At 69.6% G+C, this 12703-nt stretch carries 13 protein-coding genes; 8 read left to right on the top strand and 5 right to left on the bottom strand.

The genetic code is table 11. The features are described from left to right. Nucleotides 1-179: 179 nt before the first annotated feature. Genes AQI70_RS21480 through AQI70_RS21465 form a run of 4 tightly spaced genes read right to left on the bottom strand, consistent with a single transcriptional unit; the run spans nucleotide 180 to nucleotide 4352 of the window. On the bottom strand, nucleotides 180-1211 hold the full coding sequence (locus AQI70_RS21480; protein ID WP_062152529.1) for a LacI family DNA-binding transcriptional regulator: 1032 nt from the start codon (nucleotides 1209-1211) through the stop codon (nucleotides 180-182). After that, on the bottom strand, nucleotides 1208-2116 hold the full coding sequence (locus AQI70_RS21475) for a carbohydrate ABC transporter permease (protein ID WP_062152528.1): 909 nt from the start codon (nucleotides 2114-2116) through the stop codon (nucleotides 1208-1210). The genes AQI70_RS21480 and AQI70_RS21475 overlap by 4 nt, the downstream gene beginning before the upstream one ends. After that, nucleotides 2113-3036, bottom strand: a complete 924-nt coding sequence (locus tag AQI70_RS21470) for a carbohydrate ABC transporter permease (RefSeq protein ID WP_062152526.1) — start codon at nucleotides 3034-3036, stop codon at nucleotides 2113-2115. Before AQI70_RS21470 ends, AQI70_RS21475 begins: the two co-directional genes overlap by 4 nt. Then, nucleotides 3033-4352: an ABC transporter substrate-binding protein gene (locus AQI70_RS21465; protein WP_062152524.1), complete on the bottom strand. Its 1320-nt coding sequence runs from the start codon at nucleotides 4350-4352 to the stop codon at nucleotides 3033-3035. Before AQI70_RS21465 ends, AQI70_RS21470 begins: the two co-directional genes overlap by 4 nt. Before the next feature lie 183 nt (nucleotides 4353-4535). On the opposite strand from AQI70_RS21465, the gene AQI70_RS21460 reads away from it, so the two are divergent. Together AQI70_RS21460 and AQI70_RS21455 are read left to right on the top strand one after the other, a co-directional pair. Next, nucleotides 4536-6557 carry a beta-galactosidase gene (locus AQI70_RS21460; protein WP_062152522.1) on the top strand — a complete coding sequence of 674 codons (2022 nt, stop codon included), beginning with the start codon at nucleotides 4536-4538 and terminating at the stop codon, nucleotides 6555-6557. A 130-nt stretch (nucleotides 6558-6687) separates the two neighbouring features. Continuing rightward, a complete protein-coding gene (locus AQI70_RS21455) occupies nucleotides 6688-8247 on the top strand; it encodes a glycoside hydrolase family 53 protein (protein WP_062152520.1) in 1560 nt (519 codons plus the stop codon). A 151-nt stretch (nucleotides 8248-8398) separates the two neighbouring features. On the opposite strand, the gene AQI70_RS21450 is transcribed toward AQI70_RS21455, so the two are convergent. Next, nucleotides 8399-9016 (bottom strand): hypothetical protein, encoded by a 618-nt coding sequence (locus AQI70_RS21450; RefSeq protein ID WP_159042689.1) that lies wholly within the window; start codon nucleotides 9014-9016, stop codon nucleotides 8399-8401. A gap of 161 nt (nucleotides 9017-9177) precedes the next feature. On the opposite strand from AQI70_RS21450, the gene AQI70_RS21445 reads away from it, so the two are divergent. From AQI70_RS21445 to AQI70_RS21420, 6 genes are all read left to right on the top strand, one after another. Continuing rightward, nucleotides 9178-9465, top strand: a complete 288-nt coding sequence (locus AQI70_RS21445) for a helix-turn-helix domain-containing protein (RefSeq protein WP_062152516.1) — start codon at nucleotides 9178-9180, stop codon at nucleotides 9463-9465. A 43-nt stretch (nucleotides 9466-9508) separates the two neighbouring features. After that, nucleotides 9509-10471 (top strand): SMP-30/gluconolactonase/LRE family protein, encoded by a 963-nt coding sequence (locus AQI70_RS21440; protein ID WP_062152514.1) that lies wholly within the window; start codon nucleotides 9509-9511, stop codon nucleotides 10469-10471. Between the two features lie 81 nt (nucleotides 10472-10552). Continuing rightward, on the top strand, nucleotides 10553-11014 hold the full coding sequence (crcB, locus tag AQI70_RS21435; protein WP_062152512.1) for a fluoride efflux transporter CrcB: 462 nt from the start codon (nucleotides 10553-10555) through the stop codon (nucleotides 11012-11014). Continuing rightward, the gene (locus AQI70_RS21430) at nucleotides 11011-11391 is read left to right on the top strand and encodes a DUF190 domain-containing protein (protein WP_062152510.1); all 381 of its coding nucleotides are present in this window, start codon (nucleotides 11011-11013) and stop codon (nucleotides 11389-11391) included. Before crcB (AQI70_RS21435) ends, AQI70_RS21430 begins: the two co-directional genes overlap by 4 nt. After that, the gene (crcB, locus tag AQI70_RS21425; protein WP_062152508.1) at nucleotides 11388-11762 is read left to right on the top strand and encodes a fluoride efflux transporter CrcB; all 375 of its coding nucleotides are present in this window, start codon (nucleotides 11388-11390) and stop codon (nucleotides 11760-11762) included. Before AQI70_RS21430 ends, crcB (AQI70_RS21425) begins: the two co-directional genes overlap by 4 nt. Nucleotides 11763-11858: 96 nt before the next feature. Beyond that, nucleotides 11859-12698, top strand: a complete 840-nt coding sequence (locus AQI70_RS21420) for an undecaprenyl-diphosphate phosphatase (protein ID WP_062152506.1) — start codon at nucleotides 11859-11861, stop codon at nucleotides 12696-12698. The last annotated feature ends 5 nt before the right edge of the window (nucleotides 12699-12703 follow it).

The raw sequence follows: 12703 nt of genomic DNA, 5'->3' as shown, positions 1-12703 counted from the left end.
TCGGTGGCTTCACGCTAGGACGGGGGAGCGGTCGCGGCCTTCTCGATTCCTGACCGATCGCACGCGTTGGACCGATCGCACGCGTCCGACCGATCGCACGTATCCGACCGATCGCACGCACAGGGCGCGCCGGACGGCCGTATCGCCGTCCGGCGCGCCCTCGGGGCCCGCTGGTGCCGTTACGTGGACTCCCGCTTCACCAGCTCCGTCGGCAGGATCACCGCCGCCGGGTCCTCGCCGCCGATCTGCGCCAGCAGCAACCGCACCATCTCGGCGCTGATGCGGTCGTAGGGCTGGCGGATCGTGGTGAGCGCGGGGGTGGCCTCCGTCGCCGCGACGGAGTCGTCGAAGCCGCCCACGGACACCTCCTGCGGCACCCGGCGGCCCGCCCGGTGCAGCGCGGTCAGGGCGCCCTGCGCCATCAGGTCGGAGGCCACGAACAAGGCGTCCAGGTCAGGGGCCTGCGCCAGCAGCCGTTCGGCGCCCGCCTCGCCACTGGCCCGGCTGTAGTCGCCGGAGACGACGAGCCGCTCGTCGATCTCGATGCCCGCTTCCGTGAGCACCTCCTTGTAGCCGGCGAGGCGATCGACACCGCCCGGGGTGTCCAGCGGGCCGCTCACGATGCCGATCCGGCGGCGGCCCAGCGACAGCAGGTGGCGCACCATGTCCCGGGCACCGTCGCGGTCGTCCGCGGCCACGTAACTCACCTTGGAGCCGAGCCCCATGGGCTTGCCGCACTGGACGAGCGGCACCCCCGCCGCGCGCAGCTCCTCGGCCACCGGGTCACCGGAGTGGCTGGAGACCAGCAGGACCCCGTCGACGTGCCCCGCCGTGATGTACCGCGTTATGCGCCGCCGTTCGTCCTTCGTGCCCGCCAGCATCAGCAGCAGCGGGATGTCGTGCGCGGCCAGCGCCTGGGTGCAGCCGCTCAGCAGGACGTTGAAGTTGGGGCCCTCGAAGAACCGCTCCTGAGGCTCGGTCAGCAGAAAGCCCACCGAGTCCGAACGCCCCGTGATCAGCGAGCGGGCGTGCCGGTTGACGACGTAACCCGTCTTGCGGATCGCCGCGTTGACCGCCTCCTGGGCGGCCGGGCTGACGTAGTGCCCGCCGTTGAGCACGCGCGAGACAGTGCCCCGTGAGACTCCGGCCTCGCGCGCCACGTCGTGGATCGTCGGCGGTCTGCGTCGGCCCCCCGTGTTGCTCATGGTCATGACTTTACGGCCCCGGAGAGCAGATCCAGGCTCCAGAACCGCTGGATGACCAGGAAGAGCGCGACCAGCGGGATGACCGCGAGGAACGCGCCGGTGATCACCAGCGTGTAGAGCGCCGGGGTGTTGGCGCCCTGTTCGAGGAGCGTGAACAGGCCCAGCGTGATCGGGAACTTCTCGTCGTCGCTGAGCATGATGTACGGCAGCAGGAAGTTGTTCCAGACGGCCACGAACTGGAAGAGGAACACCGTCACCATGCCGGGCACCATCATCGGCAGCGCGACCCGGGTGAAGATCCGCCACTCGCTCGCCCCGTCCATCCGCCCGGCCTCCACCACGTCGGCGGGAACGGCGGCGGCCGCGTAGATCCGCGAGAGGTAGACGCCGTACGGCGAGAGGATCTGCGGCAGCAGCACGGACAGGTACGAGTCCGTCAGGCCGACGTTCGCCAGCAGCAGGTACTGCGGCACGGCGAGGATGATCGGCGGCATGAGCACACCGGCGAGCAGCACGTTGAAGAGCGTCTCGCGGCCCCGGAAGCGGTAGGTCGCGAGGGCGTAGCCGCTGACCGCCGACACACAGGTCGACAGCAGCGCGCCGAGACCGGCGTACAGGGCGGAGTTGCCCATCCACTGCCAGTACACGCCGTCGCGGTAGGCGCTCAGCTCCGAGACGTTGTCGGCGAAGCCGGTGCCCGGCAGGAAGGTGAAGGTGGAGAACAGCTCACTGCCGGACTTCGTCGCCGCGATCACCACCCACGCCACGGGCAGCAGACAGTAGAGCGCGCCGAGGAGCAGCGTGACCGTCGGGACGAACGCGATCCGGCGGCGCAGCGGCGGGCGGTCCTGGACGGTGCCGGGTGCCGAACCCGCCGCCGTTGCGGTCTTGCCGACGGCAAGAGAACTCATCGTGCTGCCTCCTGCTTCTGACGACGGTTCGCGGCCCGCAGGAAGCCGAAGGACAGCAGCAGCGTGGCCAGGGCGATGATCGTGGCCTGGGCGGCCGCCGCGTAGATGTCGCCCTTGCCGAAGGCGTCCTGGTACACCTTCATCAGCGGACTCCAGGTCGTGGACACGGAGTTGGTGAGCGGTTTGAGGGTGGTCGGCTCGTTGAACACCTGGAGCGTGGCGATGATCGAGAAGAAGAAGGTCAGCACCAGCGAGGGCGCCACCATCGGGATCTTGATCTTCAGCGCGATCTGCAACGGCGTGGCACCGTCCAGCTTGGCCGCCTCGTGCACCTCGGCCGGGATGGCCTGCAGCGAGGTGTAGATGACGATCATGTTGAAGCCGGTGCCGCCCCAGACCGCGATGTTCGACAGGGCGAGATAGAGCGGACCGCCGTCCAGCAGGTCCGGCTGCGGCAGCCCCAGCCTGTCGAGCACGAAGTAGAAGGGGCTGACGTCCGGCAGGTACAGGAAGCCCCACAGCAGCGCGGCCACGACGCCGGGGATGGCGTACGGCAGGAAGATCGCGAGCCGGGTGAAGGGCGCGAACCGCACCTTGTCGGAGTCGAGCATCAGCGCGAAGAGGAGGGCGAGCCCGAGCATCACCGGCACGACGATGCAGCCGTAGCCGAGCACCCGCAGCGCGCCGTTGACCAGTTCGCTGTCGGTGAGGGCGGCCGTGTAGTTCTCCAGGCCGGCCCAGACCTCCCTGCGGGCGCCGGAACCGAGTCCGAGGCCGGAGACCTTCACCTTGCGGAAGCTGAGCCAGATCGCGTAGCCGATGGGCAGCGCGAAGAAGAGCAGGAACAGGACTGTCGCGGGGATGAGGAAGGCGTACGGGGCCCCCTTGACCCCGTACGGCTTCCGGCGTGCGCTGGTCACTCGGAGACCTCGAAGCCCTGCTTCTTGAGGTCGGCGACCGTGTCGTCCTGCATGGTCTTCAGGGCGGCGGCGAAGTCCGACTTGTTCTTGGCGGCCTCGCCGAAGGCGTCCTTGAAGGTGGTGTAGGCGACGTTCACGTTCGGGCCCCAGGCCGACGGCGCCGTGGTCTCGGCGATCTCGGCGGCCGTCTTGTAGAAGTCCACCTGGTTGGAGAAGTAGTCCGGCGGGGTGGTGAAGGCGCCGCTGAGCTGGGCCGAGGTGGAGGCCGGGTAGATGCCGCTCTCCTTGGCCAGCGCGTTGAGGGCGTCACCGTCGGTGTTCAGCCAGGCGGCGAACTTCGCGGCGGCCGCCTTGTGGTCGGAGTCCGTGGTGACGGCGGTGGAGGAGCCGCCCCAGCTGCCGGTGACGTTCGCGCTGTCGGACCACTGGGGGAGCGGGGCCATGGCCCACTTGCCCTTGGTGTCGGGCGCGGCCGTGGTCAGCGTGCCCGGGGCCCACACGGCGCTGACCCAGGCGATCTGCTTGCCGGTGTTGAGCGCCTTGTTCCAGGCCGGGGTGTACATCGGCTGGTTGTCGACGGCGCCCTCCTTGACGAGGTCGCCCCAGAACTTGGCGACCTTCTGGGAGGCGGCGTCGTCGATGCCGACCTTCCACTTCTCGCCCGAGGTCGTCCACCACTTGGCGCCGGCCTGCTGGGCCAGACCCGCGAAGAGGCCGGAGTCGTTGGCGGAGAACGTGGTCAGGTCCTTGTCGGGGGCCTTCTTCTTCAGCGCGCGGGCGGTCTCGGCGAACTCCTCCCAGGTGGCCGGAACCTTCAGGCCGTACTGCTTGAAGAGGTCCTCGCGGTAGTAGAACATCATCGGCCCGATGTCCTGCGGCACCGCGTAGACCGCGTCCGTGCCCAGCGTCGTCTGCTGCCACACACCGTCGGCGAACTTGTCCTTGGCGTCGCCGACCTCGCCCGCTATGTCCGCCACCGCGTCATTGCTGACCAGCGTCGGCAGCGCCTGGTACTCGGCCTGAACCAGGTCCGGGGCCTGGCCGGCCTTGTGCGCGGTGAGGATCTTGGTGACCAGCGTGTCGCCGGACGCCTGCTTCTTCACCGTGACCGTGATCCGGTCCTTCTTGCCCGGGCCCTTGTTCCAGAGGTCGACGACCTTGTCCATGCCGGGCGTCCAGGTCCAGTACGTCAGCGAGACGGGACCGGACTCGGCCTCGCTGTCGGAGTCGGACGAGCCGCAAGCGGCGAGGGCGGTGGCGCCGAGGGCCACGGCGATGGTGGATGCCACGAGGCGAGTGCGCTTCGTGTTGGGCATGGATCTCTCCCCTGACCTGGGCCTCCGCTTGCTGCGAAGACCTGCCATGCTTCTGTGAGCGTTCACAGTAGAGAAACATCCCGGACACTTGTCAATGGTTGTTGCTGTGCGGTTATGTTGGGCTCACACCGCCGCCGATGTGTGTGCACGTTCCCAATTGATCGATCAACCGGGAGAGATTCCATGCCGGAGACCACCCCCAGGGGCCTCACCAGGCTCGCCTTCGGTGGGGACTACAACCCCGAGCAGTGGCCGGAAAGCGTCTGGCACGAGGACGTCCGGCTGATGCGGGAGGCCGGCGTCACGATGGTGAGTGTCGGAATCTTCTCCTGGGCCCTGCTGGAGCCCTCACCCGGGGAGTACGACTTCGGCTGGCTGGACCGCCTCTTCGACCTGCTGCACGACAACGGCATACGCGTCGACCTGGGCACGCCCACGGTGTGCCCGCCCGTCTGGTTCTACCGGGCCCACCCCGAGGCGCTGCCCGTCACGACGGAGGGCGTGCGCCACGAGTTCGGCTCCCGCGCCGCGATCTGTCACAGCAACGCGGACTACCGCACGGCCGCCGCGTCCATCACCACCAAGCTCGCCGAGCGCTACGGCGACCACCCGGCGCTGGCGATGTGGCACGTGCACAACGAGTACGGCGTCCCCGTCTCGGCCTGCTACTGCGACTCCTGCGCCGCCCACTTCCGCTGCTGGCTGGCGGCGACGTACGGAACGGTCGACGCGGTCAACGAGGCCTGGGGCACGGCCTTCTGGGGCCAGCGCTACAACGACTTCGAGCAGATCAACCCGCCGCGCCTGACGCCGACGGCCGTCAACCCGTCCCAGGCCCTCGACTACAAGCGGTTCGCCGACGCCACCATGCGCGAGAACTTCGTCATGGAGCGGGACATCCTGCACCGCCTCTCGCCGGGCGTCCCCGTCACGACCAACTTCATGACGGCCCTCAGCCAGTGCGACTCCGTCGACTACTGGGCCTGGGGCCGCGAGGTCGACATCGTCACCAACGACCACTACCTCATCACCGACGGCCGCCGCACCCACGTCAACCTCGCGATGGCCGCCGACCTCACCCGCTCGGTGGCCGGCGGCGCCCCCTGGATCCTGCTGGAGCACTCCACCTCGGGCGTCAACTGGCAGCCCCGCAACCCCGCCAAGGCCCCGGGGCAGATGGCCCGCAACTCCCTCACCCACGTGGCACGCGGCTCCGAGGGCGCCATGTTCTTCCAGTGGCGGCAGTCCCGGCGCGGAGCCGAGAAGTTCCACTCGGCGATGGTCCCGCACGGCGGCACGGACACCCGCGTGTGGCGCGAGGTGGTCGAACTCGGCGCCTCGCTCGAATCGTTGGGCCCGGTCCGCGGCACCCGCACCCGGGCCGACGTGGCGATGCTGTGGGACTGGAACTCCTGGTGGGCGCAGAACCTCGACTGGCGCCCCAGCGAGGACCACGACCCGCGCGAGCGCGCCGACACCTTCTACGAGGTCCTCTACGACCGCCACCTCACGGTCGACTTCGCCCACCCGGAAGCCGACTTGTCGGCCTATCCCCTTGTCGTCGTACCGGCCCTGTACCTGATGACCGAGAAGGCCGGCCGCAATCTGCGCCGGTACGTCGACAACGGCGGCACCCTCGTCGTGTCGTACTTCTCCGGCATCGTCGACGAGCACGACGCGGTGCACGAGGGCGCCTACCCGGGACCGCTGCGCGATGTCCTCGGCCTGACGATCGAGGAGTTCTCGCCCCTGCTCCAGGACCAGTCGGTGCGCATCACCGGCCCGGACGGCTCCGAGCTCAGCGGCGACGTGTGGACGGAGTTCGTCGTCCCGCGCGGCGCCGAGACCGTCTGGACCTACGCCGACGGCCTGACCGCGGGCCGCCCGGCCGTCACCCGGCACCGCCTCGGCGAGGGCACCGCCTGGTACGTCTCCACCCGCCTGGGCGTCGACGGACTCGACGCACTGCTGGGCTGGGCGATCGAGGACGCGCAGGTCGCGCCGCGCGCCGACCTGCCCCGCGATGTCGAGGTCGTACGCCGCGCCGGCGAGTCCGGCAGCTATCTGTTCGCCATCAACCACACCGCGTCGGACGCCAAGGTGCCGCTGGAGTCGCCCGGCACCGAGCTGCTGACCGGTGAACGCGCCGCGGGCCGCTTCGAAGTGCCCGCGGGGGCCGTCCGGGTCGTACGACTCGACGGCTGACGCCGACTCCCCTTCGCCCGCGTGTGCCGCGAGCCGCGGGCGGAGGGGCTCCTCACCGCTGTGGTGAGGCCCTCGCCACCCCTTGGCGAGGGGCACCCCCGACCCCACGTCGAAGGGACGACGGACGACGATGTTCCATCCCAGACGCACCCTGCGGGCCCTGCTGCTGCCGCTCGCCGCCGGACTCGCCCTCACCACCCTGCCCGCGCAGACCGCCTCGGCGGCCAGTACGCTCACCAACGGCGGCTTCGAGTCCGACGGCGCGGGCGTGGCCACGCCCGCCGGCTGGTCGGAGTACGGCTCGACCGCGGCCTCGTTCACCGAGTCCGGCGGCCACGGCGGAAGCTACCGCCTGTCCCACTACGCGTCCTCCGCCTACAAGGTGGAGACGTACCAGTACCTGTCCGGGCTGACCAACGGCAACTACAGGCTCACCGCGTGGGTCCGCTCCGGCGGCGGCCAGAACTCGGCGTACATAGCGCTGAAGAACTGCGGCGGCGCGGAACAGCGCACCGACCTCCCGGTCTCGGCGAGCGGATGGATCCGTATCGTCGTGCCGGTCAACGTCACCAACAACCAGTGCACGATCAGCATCAACAGTGACGCGAACGCGGGCAACTGGATCAACGTCGACGACCTGACCTTCGCGTCCGGCACGTCCGGCACGTCGATCCACGGCGCCGACATCTCCTCCCTCGCCAAGAGCGAGGCCAAGGGCGGCGTCTACAGGACCGGCTCCGGCACCACCGGTGACGCGGTCACCATCCTGAAGAACGCCGGCATGAACTACGCGCGCCTGAAGGTCTGGGTCAACCCGGCCGACGGCTACAACAACAAGACGCGCGTGCTCGCCATGGCCAAGCGCATCAAGGCGGCCGGCATGAAGCTGCTGGTCGACTTCCACTACTCGGACACATGGGCCGACCCGGGCGCCCAGAGCAAGCCGGCCGCCTGGGCGGGACACTCGTACAGTCAGCTCAGGACCGACGTGTACAACCACACGTACGACGTGTTGAACGCGTTGAAGGCCCAGGGCACCACCGCCGACATGGTCCAGGTGGGCAACGAGATCAACGGCGGCATGCTGTGGAACGAGGGCTCCACCAACAACTGGTCGCAGCTCGCCGGCCTGCTCAACTCGGGCTACGACGCGGTCAAGGCGGTCAACTCGTCCACCACGGTCGCGCTGCACCTCGCCAAGGGCGGTGACCTGTCCGGCACCCGCTGGTGGTTCGACAGCGCGGTCGCGAACGGCGTGAAGTTCGACGCGATCGGCCTGTCGTACTACGGCTACTGGCACGGCTCCCTCTCCGACTTCCAGACGACCCTGGACGACGCGGCCTCCCGCTACGGCAAGCCGGTCTTCGTCGCCGAGACGGCCTACCCGTTCCGCCTGGACAGCGAGGACTCGCACGAGGAGATCATCAACACCACCGGCGAACTGGTCTCCGGCTACCCGGCCAACACGGCCGGACAGCGCCGCTGGATGAATGACGTGACGAGCATCGTGGAGGCCGTTCCGGGCGGCCGCGGCCTCGGCGTCTTCTACTGGGAGGCGACCTGGACCGCCGTCACCGGCAACGGCTGGGACCCGACCGACGCCTCCTCCGGCAACGGCTGGGAGAACCAGGCCCTGTTCGGCTACGACGACACGGCGCTCTCGTCGATGGCGTGGTTCAGACACCGGTGAGTTGGTGACGCATGCCGCTTCGTCCCGCCGGTCATTCGGCGGGACGAAGTGCTTTCCGGACTCGACACCAGTTCGCCCGGCACAGGAAACGCTCCGTCGACCTGGGCGCTGATGTGATTCGCTGACGTCGGCTTGTGCGGCAGCAGGCCGCCTACTGATATCTCTCGCTGTTCCGGGCCAGGATCCACACGTAGAACCAGGGACTGTCGCGCAGAGTCCGCGGGCTGTTGTCGGCGGCGCTTTGGATGATGCCCCGGATGCCGCTCGCACCAGCCGCTCCCAGGGCGGCGACGGCTGTCTGGAAGGCCGGTCCGTACACGGCGACGAGAGAGGCGCCGATGGTTCCGGCCACGGCACCCGACACCGCGACGGCCCGCTTGCGTCGGACGGCGGCGTTCAGCGCTGCGAGACTCAGGAACTCCTGTCGCAGAAGGCTCTGGAAGGCTTTGTAGGATTCGAACTCCTCCACCGTGATCTTGCTGAAGTCGGCCATCCGGACCCCCTCCAGGAACGGGAGATCCATGGTGAGCACTGGACGGACGACAGCACTCTTGAGCGGGTGCGGAGGGCAGACGCTGCTTTCGCTCACGGCCCGTCCTGACTGCACCAGGAAATCCAGAGCGCTCGCCACGGGCATCGGGTGCTGTGCGTACGCCTGGGCGACCTGATCGGGAGAGGCGGGAACATCCCGGGGCAGGCGGTCGAAGAAGGCGTGCATATGGCGGGCGATCAGAGCATTGCCAGGTACCCGGCTGGTTCTCCAGAACACCTGACATGCCTTACGAGCACGGGCTGTTGGCCGGGGTCGCCAGTCAGTCACTGTGCCCGATCGGTACCGGACAACGGTGCAAGAGTCCCGGCCGACACGGCTTCGACCGCGGGACAGTGGGAAGACGCTCCACTAGGCGGTCCCGTACGGAGGGGGACGAGATGCTGAGGACTCCCGTCAGCGTAAGGCGCCTGGACATTTTGGAATGGCTCAAGGACCCGGCCGCGCACTTTCCGCGACAGCGCCAGGGCGACCTGGTCGAGGACGGCGTCACCGCGGCCGCCGTGGCGGCGAAGCTCGGTGTGCCGCGCAAGGTCGCCGAGACCCACCTCGCCCTGCTCGCGGACATCGGCGTGCTGCGCACCAGGCGGATCCGGCGGCGCCTGTACTACCGGCGCGACGAGATGCGCATCGCGGAGGTCGCGCGCATGTTTGAGAAGGGCTGGTAGGCAGGTGGAGGCGGCGCACCGCGCTGGTGAGAGGCAGGCACACATGAACCGTCCCACGGCTCTCGTTCCACGCCATTACGTCGCGATCGGCGGCCGTGGCCCGGAGGACGTGGTCGCCGACGCCCGGGGCCGGGTGCTGACCGGCGTCGAGGACGGCCGCATCCTGCGTCTCGACGGCCTGGCGGACTCGGGAGAAGCCCGCGTCGAGGTGCTCGCCGAGACGCGCGGCCGGCCTCTCGGCCTGGACCTCCTGCCGGACAACGCCTTGTTGGTGTGCGACGCCCAACGCGGACTGCTCCGCGTCGACCTCGCCGACGGAACCGCAGACGTCCTCGCCGACTCGGCGGCGGGGGAGAGGCTGCGGTTCTGCAGCAATGTCGTCGCGCTGCCCGACGGCAGCGTCTGCTTCACGGTCAGCAGCAGTCGCCACCCCCTGGAATACTGGCTCGCCGATCTCGTCGAACACACGGCGACGGGTCGGCTCCTGCGCCTGGCCCCCGGCAGCGACACCCCCACGGTGCTCCTGGACGGCCTCCAGTTCGCCAACGGCCTCGCCGCGAGCGCCGACGGTTCCTTCCTGGTCGTGGCCGAGACAAGCGCCTACCGCCTCACCCGCTACTGGCTCACCGGGCCGCGCGCCGGACAGAGCGAGCCCTTCGCCGAGAACCTGCCGGGCATGCCGGACAACCTCTGGCGCGGCACACCGGACGGCCCGATCTGGGTGGCGCTGGCCGGCCCGCGCGTACCCCCGCTGGACCTGCTCCACCGCGCGGCCCCGGCCGTACGCCGCAGCGCCGCACGCGTGGCCGTCCACGCCCCCTTCCGCCCCACGGGCACGATCGGCGTGCTCGCGTTCGACGACACCGGGACGGTCGTCCACCACCTGGCGCGCCGGCACTCCGGATTCCGCATGGTCACCAGCGTGTGCGAGACCGGCGGCCGGCTGATCCTGGGCAGCCTGTGGGAGCGCGGCGTCGCGGTGTGCGAGGCGCCCGTCCCGAAATGAGCCCGGCGTACGCTGTTGACCGGCCGCGATCACCACCCCAGGTGCGGTGACGAGGGCCAGGCAGGAGACAGACGTACGACCATGACAGCCCCGGAGACCGAGAGCCTCCGTCCCCCGGCGCCCGCCCCACCCCAGCGCGCCTGGCGGACTCAGGCGCCCATCGTCGCGGTGGTCGCAGTCGGCGGAGCCATCGGCGCCACGGCCCGGTACGCCGCCTCGCTGTGGTGGCCGGCCCAGCCGGGCGGCTTCCCCTGGGCGACCTTCTGGACCAATGTCGTCGGCTGCGCCGTGATCGGCGTGTTCATGGTGGTCATCACCGATGTGTGGGCCGCCCACCGCCTGGTCCGCCCCTTCTTCGGCACCGGGGTGCTCGGCGGCTTCACCACCTTCTCCACCTATGCCGTCGACATCCAGAAGCTGGTCGACGGCGGTCACCCCCGCACCGCACTGGCCTACCTCGCCGCGACCCTGATCGCGGCGCTCACGGCGGTCCGGCTCGCGGCGGCGGCGACCCGCGGCGTTGTGAACTGGAGGCAGCCATGACGCGGCTGACCGGCAGGGCCCGGCGGGTGACCGTCTTCGTCGGCGAGAACGACACCTGGCACCACAAGCCCCTCTACTCCGAGATCGTGCACCGCGCCCACGCCGCCGGCCTCGCGGGCGCCAGCGTCTTCCGCGGTATCGAGGGCTTCGGCGCCTCCTCCCTGATCCACACCTCGCGGCTGCTGTCCCTGAGCGAGGACCTGCCGGTCGCGATCGTGATCGTCGACACCGAGGAGCGCGTACGGGACTTCCTGCCGCAGCTCGACGAACTCGTCACCGAAGGGCTCGTGATCCTCGACGACTGCGAGGTCATCAGGTACGTCGGCCGCGACGACGCCCCGCGCGGATCGGACACGAAAGGTAAGAAGTCCCCGTGAACTGGCTCCTGGTGATCGCGGGTGCCGTGGTCGGCGCGCCCCTGCGTTATCTGACCGACCGGGCGGTGCAGTCCCGGCACGACTCGGTGTTCCCCTGGGGCACCTTCGCGGTCAACGTCACCGGCTGTCTCGTGCTCGGCCTGCTGACCGGCGCGGCAGCCGCGGGCGCCGCGGGGTCCCACCTCCAGCTGCTGCTGGGCACCGGTCTGTGCGGGGCCCTGACCACGTACTCGACCTTCTCCTACGAGACCTTGCGGCTGACCGAGACGGGGGCCGGTCTGTACGCCGTCGTCAACATCGTCGGCAGTGTGACCGCCGGCCTCGGCGCGGCGTTCCTGGGGGTGTCGATCGCTCAGGCGGTGTGGGCGTAGGCGGCCGGGCCACGTCGCCGCCTGCCATGGATTCACACCCGCACCTGGTAGGACAGTGCGCGCCACTGTCCCGCCGACCCCCCGGAACTGGATCCCATGAGCGCCATCAGCGTCGGTCAGGCCGTCGTCCTCGGAGCCGTCGAGGGGGTGACCGAGTTCCTGCCCGTCTCCTCGACCGGTCATCTGAAGATCGCCGAAGGCCTCATGGGCATCCCCGTCGACGACGACGCCGTCGTCGGCTTCTCGGCCGTGATCCAGGTCGGCGCGATCGCCGCCGTACTCGTGTACTTCTTCAGGGACATCGTGCGGATCGTCTCCGCGTGGCTGCGCGGACTGCGAGACAAGGAGGAGCGCTACCACCACGACTACAAGTTCGCCTGGTGGGTGATCTGCGCGACGATCCCGATCGTCGTCGTCGGCCTGGCCGCCAAGCCGCTCATCGAGGGGCCGCTCGCCTCCCTGTGGGTGGTCGCGGGTTCGCTGATCGTCGGCAGCGGGGTGATGTGGGCGGCGGACCAGATGGGACGGCACAAGCGCGGGGAGGACGACACCTCGTTCAAGGACGCGATGCTCGTCGGCAGCTCCCAGATCCTCGCCCTGCTGTTCCCGGGCTTCTCACGCTCCGGCGCCACGATGTCCACGGCCCTGATGCTCGACCTGGACCGGGTCGCCGCCACCCGCCTGTCCTTCTTCCTCGGCATCCCGGCCCTGACCGGCGCCGGCGTCTACGAGCTGAAGGACGCCCTCGGCACGGCGGGCACGGGCGCGCTGCCGCTGGCCGCCGGCACCGCCGTCTCCTTCGTCGTCGCCTACGCCTCCATCGCCTGGCTGCTCAAGTTCGTGGCCAAGCACTCCTTCAACGCCTTCGTGATCTACCGGATCGTCGTCGGGGTGCTGCTCTTCGGGCTGTTGGGGACGGGAGCCCTGCACAGCTGACCGTG

The organism is Streptomyces curacoi (genome assembly GCF_001513975.1).
GTDB classification, from domain to species: Bacteria; Actinomycetota; Actinomycetes; order Streptomycetales; family Streptomycetaceae; genus Streptomyces; species Streptomyces curacoi.
This window is presented reverse-complemented; position numbering and strand designations above follow the sequence as displayed.